Annotated in this window: 14 protein-coding genes and 1 tRNA gene; 8 read left to right on the plus strand and 7 right to left on the minus strand. The window is 68.3% G+C overall.

The genetic code is table 11. The features are described from left to right. Positions 1-171: 171 nt before the first annotated feature. The 5 genes from BM372_RS18625 to BM372_RS18640 all read left to right on the plus strand — a co-directional run bounded on the left by BM372_RS18625 (position 172) and on the right by BM372_RS18640 (position 6,891). Positions 172-897, plus strand: a complete 726-nt coding sequence (locus tag BM372_RS18625; RefSeq protein WP_256214406.1) for an NTP transferase domain-containing protein — start codon at positions 172-174, stop codon at positions 895-897. Next, positions 894-1,181, plus strand: coding sequence for a DUF6457 domain-containing protein (locus tag BM372_RS21150; RefSeq protein ID WP_256214408.1), 288 nt, complete (start codon positions 894-896; stop codon positions 1,179-1,181). Before BM372_RS18625 ends, BM372_RS21150 begins: the two co-directional genes overlap by 4 nt. After that, entirely contained in the window at positions 1,178-2,683 is a 1,506-nt protein-coding gene (locus BM372_RS18630; RefSeq protein ID WP_090956934.1) for a molybdopterin molybdotransferase MoeA, read from the plus strand. Before BM372_RS21150 ends, BM372_RS18630 begins: the two co-directional genes overlap by 4 nt. 177 nt (positions 2,684-2,860) lie before the next feature. Further along, positions 2,861-3,739, plus strand: coding sequence for a formate dehydrogenase accessory sulfurtransferase FdhD (fdhD, locus tag BM372_RS18635; protein WP_090956935.1), 879 nt, complete (start codon positions 2,861-2,863; stop codon positions 3,737-3,739). A gap of 107 nt (positions 3,740-3,846) precedes the next feature. Then, the gene (locus BM372_RS18640; RefSeq protein ID WP_090956936.1) at positions 3,847-6,891 is read left to right on the plus strand and encodes an alpha-mannosidase; all 3,045 of its coding nucleotides are present in this window, start codon (positions 3,847-3,849) and stop codon (positions 6,889-6,891) included. A 250-nt stretch (positions 6,892-7,141) separates the two neighbouring features. Here BM372_RS18640 and BM372_RS18645 read toward each other — a convergent pair whose 3' ends face one another. Genes BM372_RS18645 through BM372_RS18655 form a run of 3 tightly spaced genes read right to left on the minus strand, consistent with a single transcriptional unit; the run spans position 7,142 to position 9,370 of the window. Next, a complete protein-coding gene (locus tag BM372_RS18645; protein ID WP_090956937.1) occupies positions 7,142-7,852 on the minus strand; it encodes a hypothetical protein in 711 nt (236 codons plus the stop codon). 37 nt (positions 7,853-7,889) lie between these two features. Then, a complete protein-coding gene (locus tag BM372_RS18650; protein WP_090956938.1) occupies positions 7,890-8,627 on the minus strand; it encodes a hypothetical protein in 738 nt (245 codons plus the stop codon). Then, complete coding sequence (locus BM372_RS18655) at positions 8,624-9,370, minus strand: hypothetical protein (protein WP_090956939.1); 747 nt, start codon at positions 9,368-9,370, stop codon at positions 8,624-8,626. Before BM372_RS18655 ends, BM372_RS18650 begins: the two co-directional genes overlap by 4 nt. A gap of 268 nt (positions 9,371-9,638) precedes the next feature. Between BM372_RS18655 and BM372_RS18660 the strand changes: the two genes are divergently transcribed. Then, positions 9,639-11,306, plus strand: coding sequence for an ABC-F family ATP-binding cassette domain-containing protein (locus tag BM372_RS18660; RefSeq protein WP_090956940.1), 1,668 nt, complete (start codon positions 9,639-9,641; stop codon positions 11,304-11,306). Next, complete coding sequence (locus BM372_RS18665; protein WP_090956941.1) at positions 11,303-13,216, plus strand: ABC transporter ATP-binding protein; 1,914 nt, start codon at positions 11,303-11,305, stop codon at positions 13,214-13,216. Before BM372_RS18660 ends, BM372_RS18665 begins: the two co-directional genes overlap by 4 nt. A 50-nt stretch (positions 13,217-13,266) precedes the next feature. Here the strand turns inward: BM372_RS18665 and BM372_RS18670 are convergent, their stop codons facing one another. The 3 genes from BM372_RS18670 to BM372_RS18680 all read right to left on the minus strand — a co-directional run bounded on the left by BM372_RS18670 (position 13,267) and on the right by BM372_RS18680 (position 14,287). Continuing rightward, on the minus strand, positions 13,267-13,683 hold the full coding sequence (locus BM372_RS18670; protein ID WP_090956942.1) for an NUDIX hydrolase: 417 nt from the start codon (positions 13,681-13,683) through the stop codon (positions 13,267-13,269). Beyond that, positions 13,680-14,213 carry a DUF6314 family protein gene (locus BM372_RS18675; RefSeq protein WP_090956943.1) on the minus strand — a complete coding sequence of 178 codons (534 nt, stop codon included), beginning with the start codon at positions 14,211-14,213 and terminating at the stop codon, positions 13,680-13,682. The genes BM372_RS18670 and BM372_RS18675 overlap by 4 nt, the downstream gene beginning before the upstream one ends. 1 nt (position 14,214) lies before the next feature. Further along, positions 14,215-14,287: transfer RNA gene (locus BM372_RS18680), tRNA-Arg, on the minus strand. Between the two features lie 83 nt (positions 14,288-14,370). Between BM372_RS18680 and BM372_RS18685 the strand changes: the two genes are divergently transcribed. Continuing rightward, positions 14,371-15,171: a DUF998 domain-containing protein gene (locus tag BM372_RS18685; RefSeq protein ID WP_090956944.1), complete on the plus strand. Its 801-nt coding sequence runs from the start codon at positions 14,371-14,373 to the stop codon at positions 15,169-15,171. On the opposite strand, the gene BM372_RS18690 is transcribed toward BM372_RS18685, so the two are convergent. Then, positions 15,168-16,757, minus strand: a complete 1,590-nt coding sequence (locus tag BM372_RS18690; RefSeq protein ID WP_256214411.1) for a chitinase — start codon at positions 16,755-16,757, stop codon at positions 15,168-15,170. The genes BM372_RS18685 and BM372_RS18690 overlap by 4 nt on opposite strands. Positions 16,758-17,139 lie beyond the last annotated feature (382 nt).

A 17,139-nucleotide genomic window follows, 5' to 3' on the forward strand; every position in this document is an offset into this window, starting at 1 on the left:
CTACGGAATCGGACATCCGCCACGCAGATCCCCGGCGCGCCCGTCCGAAACCGGTGTGGCTGTCCGAAACCGCAGCGAAAACCCGCCGTCACCCCCTTCCGGCCACGAATGCCAGGCAGCCACTCCTTCCCCGCCGGCGCTGAGCCTACTGCGCCGCGCTAGGCTGGGCGGGTGGAGTTCGATGCCATTATTCTCGCCGGGGGCAGGTCTTCCCGCCTGGGCGGTGTCCCGAAGGCCGGGCTGACTTACGACGGCGCCACGCTGCTGACGCGGTCGCTGCGCGCCGCGGCCGCGGCGCGCAGCGACCGCATTGTCGTCGTGGGCCCCGACCCGGGTAACCTTCCCGACGGGATCCTGACCTGCCGGGAAGAGCCGCCCTTCGCCGGGCCGGCCGCCGCCATCGCCGCCGGACTGGGCGCACTGGCAGCCGATCATGCCGGGAGGGCTGACGTTGGGCGGAACCCTGCGGCCGGGAGTTCTGCCGGCACTCCGGCGCCCTTCACCCTGGTCCTTGCCTGTGACATGCCGCGTTCTGCGGCGGCGGTCAGCACCCTTGTCGCGGCGCTGGCCGCTCCGCCGGGCGGGGAAGCGGGCGACGGCGTCATGGCAGTCTCCGCCGATGGCCGCAAACAGCCGCTGGCGGGCTTTTATAGCACGGCCGCGCTACAACGATCTGCGGCCGACGCCGCACGCGGGAGAGGCCTCGAAAACGCGTCGGTCTTCGCCCTTCTTGCTAGGCTGGACGTGCGGGAAGTTCGTGTTCCCCCCGGTTCCACGGATGACGTCGACACCTGGGACGACGCGACCGCACTAGGTGTATCCGGCAGGATCTCGGACTTCGGTTCCGGGTCCGTGCCGGGCTCCGCAGCTGACCCCAACCATGGAGGCAAACGGTGAAAAGCCAGGACGAAACGCTCGAAGACTGGTGCCGTGCCCTGCTCCAGGCCCTGGAACTGGAAGACGTTGAGATCGACGTGTCCGAGGTCCTCGCGCTGGCAGGCGTGGCCGCCCACGCCGTGGTGCGCCCGGCAGCACCGCTGACCACGTTCATTGCCGGGTTTGCCGCCGGTCTGGCCTCCGGCTCCGGACAGGCCACGGACGAGGTGTCCATGCAGGCCGCCATGGCTGTTGCGCGCCAGCTCGCCAAGGACCACGCCGCCGCCGAAGCTTCCGGGGCATGACACCTGCGCCTCCAGGCGGCAGCGGACCTCGCGCCACAAGCGATGATACGGGCGACGAAAGAGCCGACGATACAGCCGGGGACAGAGCTGACGACAAAGCCGAGGACAAAGCTGACGACATCCTCGACGACAACGAGGCCCAGGCGCAGCAGGAACCGGCGCGGCAGGAACCGGAGGGCGGCGCGCACCGGCATCTGGCCCACACTTGGGATGAGGCCCGGCAGCTCGCCTTTGACTGTGCCACTCCCATCCCCGCCGCCCCCATCCCGCTCCGACAGGCCCTGGGCCGCACGCTGGCAGCAGACGTAGTGGCCGTGCGCGACATGCCCCACTACGCCTCCTCTGCCATGGACGGCTGGGCAGTCAACGGCAGCGGTCCCTGGATCTTGGCTGAACCCGGGCAGCGGCTCGCCCCACATCAGGCGAGCCCGATCGCCACCGGCGGCCTCATCCCCGCCGGGGCCAAGGCCGTGCTGCGCAGTGAAAGCGGGGTCATCGGCGCGGACGAGGACGGACTGCCCGTCCTGAAACTGGGCGGCAGCGCCAAGCCCGGGGACCCGCGGAACGGCGACCACATCCGGAAAGCCGGGGAAGAAGCCGCCGAAGGGGACATCCTGATCAAAACCGACACGGTCCTGAATCCGGCCCACCTGGCCCTGGCCGCGCTGGCCGGAAACGACACCCTTCCCGTGCTCGGAAAGGCCCTGGTCCGGCTCGTGTTCACCGGCTCTGAAGTGGTGACCTCAGGAATGCCGGCGCCCGGCCAGGTCCGCGATACGTTCGGACCCCAGCTGGCAGCCGTGGTGGAGATGCTGGGCGGAATCTGCGCGGAGGAAGTGAAAATCGGTGACACCTACGCCGAATGGCTCGCCGCCCTCGAAGACAGCGAACCCGTCCCTGCGGGTGAAAGCCTGCCTGCCGACATCGTTATCACCACCGGTGGCACCGGACGCTCCGGGACGGACCACCTCCGGCGATCGGTCGCCGAGCTGGGCGGGCGGCTGCTCATTGATGGAATCGCGATGCGGCCGGGCCACCCGGCTGTACTGGCCGAACTGCCTGATGGCAGGTACATCCTCGGTCTGCCGGGGAACCCGCTGGCGGCCATGATGGCGCTGTGCACCATCGGAGCCCCGCTCCTGGCGGCCCTGGGCCACGCGCCCATCCCCCCGCTCAGCGAGGTGCCCTGCGGCTCGATGATTGACGCCGATCCCGGGCGGACCCGGCTCATGCCCTTCCGGCTGCTTTACGGCATGGCGTCCCCGGCGCAGCACACGGGCCCGGGCATGATGCGCGGACTGGCCGCCGCCGACGGCGTCTTGGTGGTCCCGCCCCACGGTGTCCAGCTGGGGGAACCGGTCCCGGCGTTCACGCTCCCCTGGAGTGCGCCGCTCCCGGACCTGGCTGCAGCGCCCGGGGCGCCGAAACCGACTGCAAAGCGCGCGGCCCGGAAAGCCGCGGCCAGCGGCGGGCCGGTGGACTGGAGCGCCCTCCTCGGCTGACAGCCACGGACGCCTGGTGGCCCGGAAGTCTGGCTCACCAGGCGCCTGGCGGCGGCGCTGGCTTCAGGATCAGGCTCTTACAATGATGGAAAGAGTCAAACGCTCGAACAAGCGCGCGAACACAAGCAGGTGCAGAATCATCAACAGCTGCACAAACATGTTGCATAGGAGTACCGCATGGGCCGCGTGACACAGCGCCGCAAAGTGGACAAGATTGTCCTCGACGGTTCCCCGCAGGCGCTCGAATTCCCGGTCCGTCACCGGGAAGACGTCCTCGCCGTCGAGGAACCGCTGGAAATCCGGCTCGGCAACCTGTCGTTCTCCGTCACCATGCGGACGCCGGGCAACGACTTCGACCTTGTCGCAGGGTTCCTGGTCTCCGAGGGGGTGATCTGGGCTCCGGAGCAGCTCGTGTCGCTCAGGTTCTGCGCCGGCGAGAACGCCGACGGCGTCCAGACGTTCAACGTCGTGGAAGCCCAGCTCAGGCCCGACGTCGTCCCGCCGGAGACCGGGCGCAACGTCTACACGTCCAGTTCCTGCGGCATCTGCGGGACGGACTCGATCGAGGCCGTGCACAAATCCTCGCACTACAGCCCAGCCGAGGATCCGCTGACCGTTCCGGTGGAAACACTGGCGGCCCTGCCGGAAGCCCTCCGGGCCGCCCAGGACGTCTTTGACGTCACTGGCGGGGTGCACGCCGCCGGGCTCTTTAAGATCTGTGACGACGGCTCGGCAGAGCTGCTGTGCCTCCGCGAAGACGTTGGACGGCACAATGCGGTGGACAAAGTGGTGGGATGGGCGCTGCGCGAAGGCCTGTTGCCGCTCCGGGGGACCGTGCTGCAGGTGTCCGGCAGGGCCTCATTCGAGCTCGTGCAAAAGGCCTCCCTCGCCGGAATCCCCGTCCTCGCCGCCGTCAGCGCTCCTTCCAGCCTGGCCGTTGAACTGGCCGAGGCGAGCGGGCTCACCCTGGCCGGGTTTAGCCGCCGGACCAGCCTCAACGTGTACTCCGGTCTCCACCGCGTCGCTGTGCCGGCTCCTGCGGCCGGCCCGCGCTAGCACTTGGCTAAACCGCGCTAGCACTTGGTTAATAGGTTCCCGGCGGCGTAAGTTTTTTCCATCGATTGGAGAGCCAATCGGGTCCGCCGGCGCTGAAGAGGATCACCTTGCACGACGACCGCCGTCTCACGGAAGTCCGGTTGGACCGCTTTCTGCGGGACCGCATCGCGCCCGCCGTCTACCCGCGCAGCCTGCCCCTCACGCTGAGCAGCTGGGATGCTCCGGACGAACCCGTGCCGGCATTGGAGGCCTTGAGGCACGAGTTCACGCCCCAGGAGCACGGCGCGGCCTGGGGCCGGCCGTGGAGCACCAAGTGGCTGCGGCTGCAGGGGGAAGTGCCGCAATCCTGGGGAACGGCGCCAGGCACTTCGGTGGAAGTCCTGGTGGACCTGGGCTTCAGCGGCGAGCTCCCGGGCTTCCAGTGCGAAGGCATCGCCTGGCGGTCCGACGGGACCATCATCAAGGCGATCTCGCCGCGGAACCAGCACATCCCGCTCAAGCTCCTGGGCGGCGGCATGGCCGTTGACTTCTACGTCGAAGCCGCGGCCAACCCCGACCTGTCCCAGCACTGGACGTTCGCCGCCACGCCCTACGGCGACAAAGCAACGTCCGGCAACGAACCGATCTACCGCCTTGGCCAGATCGCGATCGCCGAGCTCAACCAGACCGTCTGGGAACTGCAGCAGGACGTCCTCGCGCTCGGCGGGCTCATGCACGAGCTGCCCATGGACCTGCCCCGCCGCCACGAAATCTTGCGGGCGCTGGAGCGCATGCTGGACATCATGGACCCCGACGACGTTGCCGGTACCGCCGGTGCCGGTCGTGCCGCGCTCGCCGGCGTGCTGTCCCGGCCGGCCTACGCTTCGGCCCATCAGCTCGTTGCCACCGGACATGCCCACATCGATTCGGCCTGGCTGTGGCCGGTCCGGGAAACCATCCGCAAATGCGCCCGGACGTTCTCCAACGTCGTCGCCCTGATGGATGAACACCCCGACTTCGTCTTCTCCTGCTCCTCCGCGCAGCAGTTCGCGTGGATGAAGGAGTACTATCCGGAGCTCTTCGGGCGCATCCTGGACAAGGTCCGCGCCGGGCAGTTCGTTCCGGTGGGCGGGATGTGGGTCGAATCAGATTCCAACATGCCCGGCGGCGAGGCCATGGCCCGGCAATTTCTTGAGGGCAAGAGCTTCTTCCTGGCCGAGCTCGGAGTGGACTGCCAGGAAGCCTGGCTGCCGGATACCTTCGGGTACTCCGCGGCGTTGCCCCAGATCATCAAAGCCGCAGGCATCCGCTGGTTCCTGACCCAGAAGATCTCCTGGAACCAGGTCAACCGGATGCCGCACCACACGTTCAACTGGGAGGGAATCGACGGCACCCGGATCTTCACCCATTTCCCGCCGGTCGACAAATACAACTCCGACCTCAGTGCCAGGGACCTGGCCCACGCCGAACGCAACTACCGCGACCATGGACGCGGAACCACCTCCCTGGTGCCGTTCGGCCACGGCGACGGCGGCGGCGGACCAACCCGCGAGATGCTGGCCGCCGCGCAGCGCACCGCGGACCTGGAAGGATCTCCGAAGGTGCAGATCGGCTCGGCAGCCGGCTTCTTCCGGCAGGCCGAAACCGAGTACGAGAGCCTCCCCGTCTGGGTGGGGGAGATGTACCTGGAACTGCACCGCGGCACCTACACCAGCCAGGCCAAGACCAAGCTGGGGAACCGGCGCAGCGAGCACCTTCTCCGGGAGGCCGAGCTCTGGAGCGCCACGGCGGCCGTGCGCGCCGGTCACCGCTACCCCGCTGCCGAGCTCAAGCGCCTGTGGCGGCTGGTCCTGCTGCAGCAGTTCCACGACATCCTGCCCGGGAGCTCCATCGCCTGGGTCCACCAGGATGCCGAACGGAACTACGCCGCCGTCGAACGCGGGCTGGAAGCGATCATCACGGCGGCCGCGGCCGCGGCCATGGGCCCGGGCAACAGGGAGTTCCTGCTCAACGCCGCCCCGCATGAGCACCAGGGCGTGCCTGCCCTCGCCGCCGCCGAGCCGGTCAGCTCCGCGCAGCCGATAAGCGTTACCGAAGCCGACGGCGGCTACGTCCTGGACAACGGCATCGTCCGCGCGGTGGTGGATGCCAACGGTCTGCTCACCTCGCTCATGGACCACACCACCGGGCGTGAGGCGATCGCTCCCGGGCAGTGGGGCAACGTCCTGGAACTGCACCGGGACACACCCAACGAGTGGGACGCGTGGGACATCGACGCCTTTTACCGCAGGAACGTCGTCCGGCTCCTCGAGGCGCGTTCGGTGACGCTCGAGCGCGGCCCGGGCGAAAGCCCGGACGCCGTCGTCGTCGTGGAGCGGGTGGCCGGCTCCTCAGCCATCACCCAGCGGATTGCGCTGGCGGCCGGGGCCGACTCCCTCGCCATCTCCACCCTGGTGGACTGGCAGGAAAGCGAAAAACTACTCAAGCTTGGCTTCGGCCTGGACGTCAAGGCGGACCGCTCAGCGGCGGAGACGCAGTTCGGCCATGTCTTCCGCCCGACCCACCTCAATACGTCCTGGGAGAGCGCGAAGTTCGAAATCTGCGCCCAACGCTGGATCCACGTGGCCGAGCCGGGCTACGGCGTGGCCATCTCCAACGCGTCCAGCTACGGCCACGACGTCACCCGCAACGTGCGGGAGGACGACGGCGGGACCACCACCACCGTGCGGGTCTCGCTCCTGCGGGCGCCGAAGTTTCCGGACCCGGCCGCGGACCAGGGCAGGCACGAACTGCACGTCACGATCCGGCCGGGCGCGTCCATCGCGGACGCGGTCGAGGAGGGCTACCGCACCAACCTGGCACCGCGGCTTGCGAAGGGGGCCCACGCGGTTGAACCGCTGTTCACCGTCTTGGGCCGGGCCCTGGTCATCGAGGCAGTCAAGCTTGCCGAAGACGGCTCCGGCGACGTGATCGTCCGCTTGTACGAATCCTTGGGCGAGCGGTCCACGGGCCGCGTGACGGCAAATTTTCCGGTCAGCGCAGTTCGCGCCGTGGACCTCCTGGAACGGCCACTCGAGCCTCAGGGCGGGGCCCCGGGGGTCGTGGCGGGCCTGAATTCGGCCGACCTGAGGCTGCGGCCGTTCCAGCTGCTCACACTGAGGTTCGTGCGCTAACAGGGGCGGAGGGAGGCGCTCAGCCCGCCCCGCGGGGAGGCGGAAAGACCGGTTAAACGGCTGAGTGGTAGCGGTCCGCACGGACCGCTACCACTCATCCCCCCAATGGCGCTTGGGCGGCTGCTTCTGCTTCGCACGGCTGAATTCCGTACACAAAGCGATTGCCGCTTTCACACATTCATGATTCTTTCACGCTCTAATGATTTTGTGAATGCCCTGCCCCTTGTTCTTACGGAATGTTGCGGGAGCGTTACCGGCCGCCTTTGGTCCCTAGCCTCGAGAACCAGAACAGGCACAGCCCCAGGACGTAGCCCAGGACCGCCAGATAGTTGACCGATTGCTGCGCGAGGAGCCAGGCGCCCGGGGCAAAACAGGCAGGAACACTGATGGCAGTGGCGACGGCCCCCAGAGCCGTCAGGAACGCCGCGGCCCGAACCATCCGCGGCAAATGGCTGGTGGCGGTGCCTACCAACGCCGGCAGGAGGACCACTGAAACAAAGCCCGGATACGTGCGGCCGGCGGCGGCGTAGAACGGCGCCACCACGGCATTGTGCCCGGCGTTGTCCGCTATGTCCAACAGGCCGGCCGAGGACCCGCGAGTGTCCATGAGGGAGAAGGCGGCCACTACGGCCACAACACTCGCCGCCAGTGCCCAGCGTCCCGGCGGGCCGGCGACGAGGCGGTAACCGCGTGCGTCGGCGAGTCCCTTGGCGACCTGCAGGCCGATCAGCAGGACCGCCGCGAACACCAGGAGCCGCAGGATCAGATGGGTGACGTTCCAGCCGCCCAGTGCCACGTCGATCGCCGCGTAGGGGCCGGGCACTGAGAGCAGGCTGCACAGCGTCGCGATGACCAGTATGCCGAAAACCATCCTGTTCCGCCCCCGGATGGCATCCGGAACGCGCAGGAGGAGCACCACCGAACAAATGATCAGCGTGCCCCACTGGAGGATGGCCATCATTCCTGCTTCTTCCGCATCCCTCGGTTCCCCAGTACCCCTACCATCGGGTGAGGACAGATTGCTTCTTCTGAGCACGCTGCGCAAGCACCTTTGCCAGCCAGATCAGCGCCAGCCCAAGGATGAGGCACAAAGCGGCCGTGTAGTTGAAGACGTACCGCAAAATTCCCAGGGACGGCGGGATGACCGGAGACAGCAGACTCAAGCAAATGCCGACCGTACCCAGTGCCATCAGCGCCGCGCTGGACCGCACCAGGGCCGGGAACCTGCTGCGGAACGTCCGCAGCATGGCCGGGAACAGCGCCGCGGTGACGTAGGCCGGGTAGAGGCGTCCGGCGGCACCGTAGTACTCCACCAGGGCGGCATTGCGAGGGTCCTTGGCGAAAATGCCGGTCATCCCCGCGGAGGAGCCCGAGGTGTCCATCAGAAGGAACACCGCCACCACCGCGGCGGACGCCGCCGCCGCCACCCCGATTCCGATGGGGCCGGTGATGAGCCGCAAGGCGTCGTCCGCGCTGAAGCCCCGGGCCACCCGGAGTCCAAGGAAGAAGATGGCCGCGAAAATCACAAAACGCAGTACCAGGTTGGCGATGTTCAAGCCCCCCAGGGCACGGTCCACCACCAGGTAGGGGCCATCAATGCTGAGCAGGATCGCCAGGGTGGCCAGCGCAAAGATGGAGAACAAGGACCGGTTCTCACCGCGGAGGGCGCTCGGAATGCGGGCCAGCGTGACGACGCCGCATACCGCCAGGGTGGTCCACTGCAGGATCCCGATCATCCGAGGTGCTCCCAAATCTTCTCTGTCTGCGCTTGTTCCTGCTCCTGGCGCCGCAGCGATTTTCCGAGCGCCTGGAGCCGTTCCCCGGCCAGGGCTGTGAGTTCCCCGTTGGAGAGTGCTTCCAACGCCGACTGCTTCGCCCCTGGCGGCCAGCCGGCCTCATCCTCGGTGATCAAGCCGGTGGCGACCAGCCCTCCCGTGAGGCCGACCCCCGCCGCGCGGGCCGTTGCGAAGGCCAATTCCGGGGACAGCCGGTTTGCTGTGAGCTGGGCCGAATAATTCTGGGGGGCTACGCCGGTGGCGGCCGAAACCCGGTGGCGCAACTCGCCGTCGTCAACCGCGTCCACCCAGTTCCGGACCGAGGTGGCATGCGGAGCCGGGCTCAGTGCGGGCAACACGGAGCCCCCTTCCTCACCGTCGCCGCCTTGGACGGGTGACGACCGGGAAATGACGACGCGCAACAAGTCCATCGTGGCAACCTGGCTGACGAGCTCGGCGGGGGTCGGCGGTGGCGCCGGGGAGGCCAGCTCCGCAAACTGCTCGAACGAAGCCAGAGCCGCGAGCGGACTCAACCCCAGTGCGCGGCTGATGCTCACCACAGTGGTTTCGGTAACCTTTCCGCGCACCAATTGCTGGGCAAGCGTGGTGCGTTTGATGCCGGAGATCCTGCAGATATCGGCTGTGCTCGCTGACGGGGCAGCCTGATGAAGCCAGTCTTGGAACGCCTTTGCGGAAATGGGCATCTAGTGCTTCCTGCGGAGTCGAATGGCAGTGTGGTTTTGGGTCTGCGGTGGGAGTGCGGTGCCGCAGGGCCGCCTAGGGGCTCTTGGGTCTGGGATTTTGCGTAAGGTCGTGATTGAACTATGCTAAATGGTCGAACCCGCTGGTCCGTACACCCCCCAAGTCCGGACCAGCGGGTTCTTCTATGCCCGGCCGGATTCTGCCGGGTTTGGCCCCGAGGGGCACCCCTCGTTGAACGCGGGTAACCTGCCCGGGTGAGAGAATGAACTAATGACTGCAACCCTTGTTGCCAAGGACCTTTCCGGTGGTCACGACCACCGCACACTCTTCACAAAGCTCTCCCTGACCGTAGCCCCCGGCGACGTGGTCGGCGTCGTGGGTGCCAATGGTGCGGGCAAGTCAACCCTGCTGCGCCTCCTGGCCGGCGTCGATGAACCGCAGGAAGGCGCGGTGAGCCTGGCTCCCTCTGACGCCTATGTTGGCTGGCTGCCGCAGGAGCACGAACGGGTCGCCGGTGAAACCGTGGCCGGATATATCGCCCGGCGCACGGGCTGCGCCCAGGCGACAGCAGCCATGGAGGCCACCGCCGAGGCCCTGGGATCGGGGGCGCCGGGCGCCGACGATGCGTACTCCCTGGCCTTCGACCGCTGGATGGCCTCCGGTGCCGCTGACCTGGAGGACCGGATCCCGGCCGTTCTGGCCGACCTGGGCCTCGAGGTGGGAGCTGACGCCGGGATGACCGGGCTCTCCGGCGGCCAGGCGGCGCGCGTTGCCCTGGCGGCCCTGCTGCTCAGCCGGTTCGACATTGTGCTGCTCGACGAGCCCACCAACGACCTCGACCTCGGCGGGCTGGCCAAACTGGAGGCCTTCGTGCAGGGCCTGCGCGGCGGCGTCGTCCTGGTCTCACACGACCGCGAGTTCCTGGCGCGCTGCGTATCCAAGGTGGTGGAACTGGACCTGGCGCAGAATTCAGTTGCTGTGTACGACGGCGGTTACGAGTCCTACCTGGAAGAACGCGCCGTCGCCCGCCGCCATGCCCGGGAACGGTACGAGGAATTTGCCGCCACCAAGGCAGATCTCGTGTCCCGCGCACGCACGCAGCGTGAATGGAGCTCCCAGGGCGTCCGCAATGCCATGAAGAAGAACCCGGACAATGACAAGATCCGCCGGGCGGCCAGTACCGAGTCCTCGGAGAAGCAGGGGCAAAAGGTGCGGCAGATGGAATCGCGCATCGCCCGGCTCGAGGAAGTCGAGGAACCGCGCAAGGAATGGCAGCTGCAGTTCAGCATCGGAGCGGCCCCCCGCTCCAGCGCGGTGGTGGCAACCCTGCGCGACGCCGTCGCGCAGCAGGGAGATTTCACCCTGGGTCCGGTGAACCTGCAGCTGAACGCGGGGGAGCGGATCGGGATCACCGGCCCCAACGGCGCCGGAAAATCCACCCTGCTTCGGCTCCTGCTGGGCATCCAGCGGCCGGACGCCGGGGACGCGTCCATGGGCGCGTCGGTGGCGGTCGGCGAGATCGACCAGGCCCGCGGCCTGCTGGCCGGCAGCCTGTTGCTGGCAGACGCCGTCGAGGCCGTCCTGACGGAGCAGACCCCGGCCGATGTTCGCACCCTGCTGGCAAAGTTCGGCCTCAAGGCCGATCACACCAACCGGCCCGTCGACTCCCTCTCCCCGGGGGAACGCACCCGGGCAGCGCTGGCGCTCCTGCAGGCCCGGGGCGTGAACCTGCTGGTCCTGGACGAACCCACCAACCACCTCGACCTGCCCGCCATTGAACAGCTCGAGGAAGCACTCGACAGCTACGACGGCGCACTGCTGCTGGTCACCCACGACCGGCGGCTGCTGGAAAACGTCCGTCTGGACGCGCGCTGGAACGTCGAAAACGGCGTCGTCACCGAACTGCACGCCGAAGCCCCGAAAGGCAGCACCACATGAGCATGGACCGGGTCGCCTGGAGCTCCCTCTACAACATCACCCGCGCCTCCAGCGGATCCAAGCCGTTCTCGAAGGCGCTCCTGAAGCGGGTCTTCGGCTTTGCCCGCCCCCACCGGGGCAAGCTGATCGCCTTCGTGCTGCTGTCCATCGTGATGGCCGTCCTGGCTGTGGCCACGCCGGTCCTCGCCGGGCAGGTGGTCGACGAGATCATCGCCCACGCGGACGCCGGAACGGTGATCGGGCTCGCCGTCCTGATCGCGATTGTGGCGGTGGCGGAGGCCGGGCTGGGGCTGCTGACCCGCTGGCTGTCCTCCACGATCGGTGAAGGCGTGATCCTGGACCTGCGGACCAAGGTCTTCGACCACGTCCAGAAGATGCCGATTGCCTTCTTCACCAGGACCCGCACCGGAGCCCTCGTGAGCCGGCTGAACAATGACGTCATCGGGGCGCAGTCAGCCTTCGCCGGCACGCTCTCCGGCGTGGTCAGCAACGTCGTGGCCCTCGCGCTGACCCTGGCGGTCATGCTCAACAAGTCGTGGCTGGTGACAGTGCTCGCCATGATCCTGCTGCCGATCTTCCTGATCCCGGCCCGCCGGATGGGCTCCAGGCTCGCCGACCTGCGGCGCGAGGCAGCCGAACACAACGCGGCCATGGGCACCCAGATGACCGAGCGCTTCTCCGCGCCCGGCGCCACCCTGGTCAAGCTCTTCGGCCGCCCGGACGAGGAGTCCCACGAGTTCGCGCTCCGTGCCGGCCGGGTCCGGGACATCGGCGTCCGCACCGCCATGCTGCAGTTCACTTTCGTCACGGCGCTGACCCTCGTCTCGGCCCTGGCCCTCGCCCTGGTCTACGGCCTGGGCGGCTGGCTCGCGCTTGCCGGGCAGTTGGCCGCCGGCGACGTCGTCGTGCTCGCACTGCTGCTCACCCGCCTCTACGCGCCGCTCACGGCGCTCTCTAACGCCCGCGTGGAAATCATGAGCGCCCTGGTCAGTTTCGAGCGCGTCTTCGAAATCCTGGACCTCAAACCGCTCATCCAGCAGAAGCCCGACGCCGTCGCCTCCCCGCCCGGTCCGCTCTCGGTGGAGTTCGACGACGTCCGCTTCGCCTACCCCTCGGCGGACAAGGTCTCGCTGGCCTCGCTGGAAGACGTGCGGACCCTGGACACCCGCGGCGGCGAAGAAGTGCTGCACGGCATCAGCTTCCGGGTGGAGCCAGGTCAGACCGTGGCCCTGGTCGGCTCCTCGGGAGCCGGGAAGTCCACCATCGCGCAGCTCCTTTCGCGGCTGTACGACGTCGACTCGGGCGCCGTCCGCCTCGGCGGCACGACGCCGGGCACGGGCGTGGACGTCCGCGACCTCACCTTCGACTCGATGCGCCAGACCCTGGGCATGGTGACGCAGGACGGCCACCTGTTCCACGAGAGCATCGCCTCCAACCTCCGCCTGGCCCGGCCGGAGGCCACCGACGAGCAGCTCTGGGACGTGCTGCGCCGCGCCCGGCTCGAGGACATGATCAGGTCACTGCCCGACGGCCTGGACACCGTGGTGGGGGAGCGCGGCTACCGGCTCTCCGGCGGCGAACGGCAGCGCCTGACGATTGCCCGCCTGCTCATCGCGCAGCCAAGGGTGGTCATCCTCGACGAGGCCACCGCCGCGCTGGACTCCACCAATGAGGCCGCAGTCCAGGAGGCGCTGGGCGCCGCACTGGAGGGCCGGACCGCCGTGGTGATCGCCCACCGGCTCTCCACCGTCCGCGCCGCTGACGCGATCCTGGTGGTGGAGAACGGCTCGATCGTGGAACGCGGCACCCACCACGAACTCCTGGCCGCCGAGGGCCGCTACGCGGAGCTGTACCGGACCCAGTTCGCCGAGGCCAGCGCGGTGGCCCGGGAGGCTGTGCCGGGATATTAAAGCAGGAGTACTAAGGCCTAAGTACTAAGCCGGGGTACTAAGCCGGAGTACTAAAGCCGGCGTGCTGCCGGGCCGGCTGACAGCGCCGGCAGCACATGGTCCGTCAGCAGCGGTGCAAGGTCCTCGGGCGGCTCCGCGCCGAGGTCGTGCCAGCGGATCTCGGCGATTTCACCGGACGGCCGGGCACTCCAGACGCCCGGAGCGGTGAAGACGGTGGCCTCAATCTTGGTGGCAGCCTCGTTCGCCGCATCCGCCAGCCAGCAGCCCAGCAGGTCCAGCCGGTCGGGGGCCAGCACAATGCCCACTTCTTCCTCGAGCTCGCGCGCCGCGGCCTCCGCAGCGGTTTCGCCGGCCTCGGGTTTGCCGCCGGGGTGCATGAACTTGTCCGTGCCCCGTTTCCGGACAGTCAGGAGGCGTCCGGCGTCATCGAAGACGCAGACGGCGGAGACGACAATGCGGGGATTCATCCTGCCAGCCTAGCGTCCGGCGCTGCGGCCCCCGTCTCGGGGACGGGGGCGTCCAGCCTGCGCAGGACCGACTCGAGCAACTGGTCCTTGGCGGGACCGGTGACGTCCCAGCGGTAGCCGACTTCGTCCGGTCCGAGCACGGTGTACGTCACGCGGTAGGTGTCGGGGTCGCACCAGTGCACGTCCTGGTTGCTTTGCCCGGTGAAGCCCATGCGGTGGAAGGGACGGCCGTCCGGAAAGGCCACATCCATAACCGCAGCCGTGTCGGCGGGCCGCAACAGGTATTCCCGGCTCGCGGGCCCGGTGAACGGCGCGCCATCAAAGGATGTCCAGCGCACGGTGCCCTCTTCGCGCCAGTGCAGGCCGCCGTCGTCGTCGTCCGTAAAGCGGACGACGCCGGTGAAGGTGCCGCGGGTCCCGGCGCGGCGGTCCAGCAGGGTGCGGTCCACAGACCAGGAGCCGCGCAGGTAGGCGCGGAGGTCAAAGTCCGGACCCGAGTCCGGGGATGCGTCCGGGGCTGCAGGATTCAAGTGCCCTCGATTGGAATCGAACCAACGACACCGGCTTTAGGAGAGCCGTGCTCTATCCACTGAGCTACGAGGGCGGGCGTCCGGGGCCGGCCCAGAGCCGGTCCTGTCGGACACGGATATAAGCATACAAGGTGAGCGGGGGTACTACGCTCTAGGCATGACCGCAGGAACCACCGGGGTGTCCGCTGACGCCATCTATTACCCGGACGTAGCCGCCACGCGTTTTTACGTCGGGGCACTGGCAAAGCTGAGTGTGCTGCAGTATTTCGTGGCCGAGGCCGCGGTGATCGGCGCCTGGGCGGCTGCGGAACCTTACAGCCGCCGCACCGGCTACATCAGCGACCTGGGCGCCGTGGCCTGCGGGGACTTTGACGGCCGGGACGTCTGCTCGCCCGCCCACCTGCTGATGAACGCGTCCTTTGTGGTCCAGGGTTTTGGCATGATCATCGGTGCCCTTCTGCTCGGCTCGGTGCTGCTGTGCTGTGCGGCGCGGCCCGGCGCGCCGACCCGCGGCCGGGCGGGCTCGCAACCCGTTTCGCCGGCCCCGGGCCGGGCAGGCCGGAGCGTGGGGGTGGCCGCGGCGGCCGCGGCCCGGGTGCTGACCGGCACCGCCGGGGCGGGCACGGTGATCGTGGGGCTGGTCCCCGAAGACACGGGCTCCGGCTGGCATCTGGCCGGTGCCTTGATGTACTTCGCGGCCGGGTCGCTGGCGCTCCTGGTGATCGGCGGGCTGTGGGTCAGGCGGACCTCCCTGGGCTGGCTCATCCTGGCCTGCGGCGTGGTGTCCTTGGCGGCGCTCATTGCAGGCGGCGTTACCGACATGAAGGTGCCGGAACCGGGCACGCTGGAACGGCTCATGGGCTATCCCATTACGGCCGGCGTCGCCGCCGCAGGCCTCATCATCGCCCAGCGGGTCCGGCACGAGCGCTCGCTGCGCAAGGCCGCCCGGGCGCTTTAGCGCGCCGGAGCTGACGCAGTCGCGGTGGGCGCCGCCGTCGGGGTGGCCATGATCTTCAGCATTTCCTCGTCGCGAAGCTTGGACCACGGCGACTCCGCCGACCCCTGCAGCGCAGCTTCGGGGCTGTCGGTCTGGGTCCACCATTTGGCCTCGAAGACCCGGCCCTCGAAGAGCACTCGGTCGCCCTTGCGGTAGACCTTGGCCGGCTGCCACGCCGGGGCCGTGCCGGCCGGTGCGGTGAGCCGGGGTGTCGGCTTGTCACCGGCCAGTACCGGGCCGATGATGCGCCAGGGGGTCGCGGTGCCCTGGAGTACAGGATCATCCGGGGTGTCGGCGCGGGTCCACCATTTGGCCTCGTACACGTTCGAATGCCACACGATCCGGTCTCCGGCGCTGTAAGCGGTGGCCTCGGACCAGACCGGGTACGGGCTGGTGGACGGATTGTCGCTAACTGCCGGGACCGACGTCGGCTGGGCCGCAGTTTCCGCCGCAGCGGAGGGGCCCGCCGTCACGCCGGCGCCGAGGATCGTGGCGAAGGAGGAACTTCCCTGGTCCACGCCGCTGCAGCCGTCGGAAACCTTGGTGAGGTCGGGGAAGTTCTGGCTGCAGGTGCGGTCACGGTTGAGGGACCACATGGAGAGGCGGCCGATGCCCTGTTTGCTGGCGTAGGCGCTGAGCTCCTGCGCGTCCTTGAGCGTGAAGATTTCGCCGGGGATGTCGTTCTGGCCGATCATCGGAGTCAGCCCGACCTTGCGCCAGACCGTCCCGCTGCCGAGTTCGCTGCCGGCGCCCCGGTACAGGTCGGTGAGCTGGCGGTGGGTGGCTTCCGCGGCGGAGACCGCGTTCTCGTACATCGAACGGCCCGGCAACTTGCTCCCGCCGTAGTCCATGGTCATGGCGTTCACCCCGGCGAGGTCGACGCCGGCGGTAATCATCCGGCGCACCGCGTCGCCACCCGCCGTCGTGAGGCCGTTGGGATCAGCGGGCAGCGTCAGCCAGACGCTGAGCCCCTTGCCGTCGCGCTGGCGGTCCTTCTGGAGAGCGGCGATGGCCGCTGAACGCCGCTCGAGGGCTGCGGCGTCGGAGAGGGCTTCGCCTTCCACGTCCAGGTCGATGCTGCTGACGTTGTAGCGGTCGACGACGGCACGGTAGGCGGTCTTCAGCTTGGCGGGATCGGTGCAGGTGACGGCCAGCTCGCGGTTGGCCAGCCCGCCGAAGGAAACGGCCACGCTGCCGCCGAGTTGCTGCAGCCGTGCCACGCGCCGGTCCAGGTCCAGCGAGTTCGCTGCGTCGGCCAGGGAGTAGGCGGCGCCCCAGGACGGCGAGCACGGATCCTTGGGATCGGCGACGATGAAGGACAGCACGACTTTTTCGGCTTCCTTGGATGCCGGCGCCTCAAAGTCGTACCGCGGTGTTGCCGTGACATCGACATAGCCCGAGAACACGGACGGGATGGCCTCGGCCGCCCGGACGTCCTCGAAGTTGCCCCACGCGATCACGCCGCCGGCAGCGGCGGCCGCCACAGCGGCGACGAGAGCGCCGAGCCGGACCACCGATAATTTGCGGCCTGGAAATCGTTCGGACACAGGTCCCCCCTTGTGCGTCTTTCATTGAACGACCGGGCACGCGCCGGCCGCCGGAATCAGCTCCTGTATTTCCCGGGGTGTCTGATGTCCGGCAAGCGTCTGACCTTGCATTATCATAAGGGCACTCACCGGAACATCCGGTGCGGCGTGCGGGTAATGCCGCGGGCGCGCCACTTTGCCGACTTTGCAGTCTTATGGGGACTAATGCCAGATCAGCTTGTCTTGCCGCGCGTGGAAACGGAAAGCGGAACTACCGACCAAAAAGGCGCGGTCCGGCGTCGCCAATGGGGGGCAGAACGGCGGTCTGAGCCGCTGTCAATTGTTCATCCGCGCCCCTCGAGGCGCAAAATAATCCTTGGCCGGCTGGGGATTCTCACCACGC

Source organism: Arthrobacter sp. ov118 (genome assembly GCF_900116495.1).
Taxonomy (GTDB): Bacteria; Actinomycetota; Actinomycetes; order Actinomycetales; family Micrococcaceae; genus Arthrobacter.

Bases quoted from the DNA above. Each gene is read 5' to 3' on its own strand.
- BM372_RS18650 (WP_090956938.1), bottom strand. From the start codon at position 8,627: ATGATCGGGATCCTGCAGTGGACCACCCTGGCGGTATGCGGCGTCGTC.
- BM372_RS18665 (WP_090956941.1), top strand. From the start codon at position 11,303: ATGAGCATGGACCGGGTCGCCTGGAGCTCCCTCTACAACATCACCCGC.
- BM372_RS18655 (WP_090956939.1), bottom strand. From the start codon at position 9,370: ATGCCCATTTCCGCAAAGGCGTTCCAAGACTGGCTTCATCAGGCTGCC.
- BM372_RS18670 (WP_090956942.1), bottom strand. From the start codon at position 13,683: ATGAATCCCCGCATTGTCGTCTCCGCCGTCTGCGTCTTCGATGACGCC.
- BM372_RS18645 (WP_090956937.1), bottom strand. From the start codon at position 7,852: ATGATGGCCATCCTCCAGTGGGGCACGCTGATCATTTGTTCGGTGGTG.
- BM372_RS18660 (WP_090956940.1), top strand. From the start codon at position 9,639: ATGACTGCAACCCTTGTTGCCAAGGACCTTTCCGGTGGTCACGACCAC.
- BM372_RS18630 (WP_090956934.1), top strand. From the start codon at position 1,178: ATGACACCTGCGCCTCCAGGCGGCAGCGGACCTCGCGCCACAAGCGAT.
- BM372_RS18685 (WP_090956944.1), top strand. From the start codon at position 14,371: ATGACCGCAGGAACCACCGGGGTGTCCGCTGACGCCATCTATTACCCG.
- fdhD (WP_090956935.1), top strand. From the start codon at position 2,861: ATGGGCCGCGTGACACAGCGCCGCAAAGTGGACAAGATTGTCCTCGAC.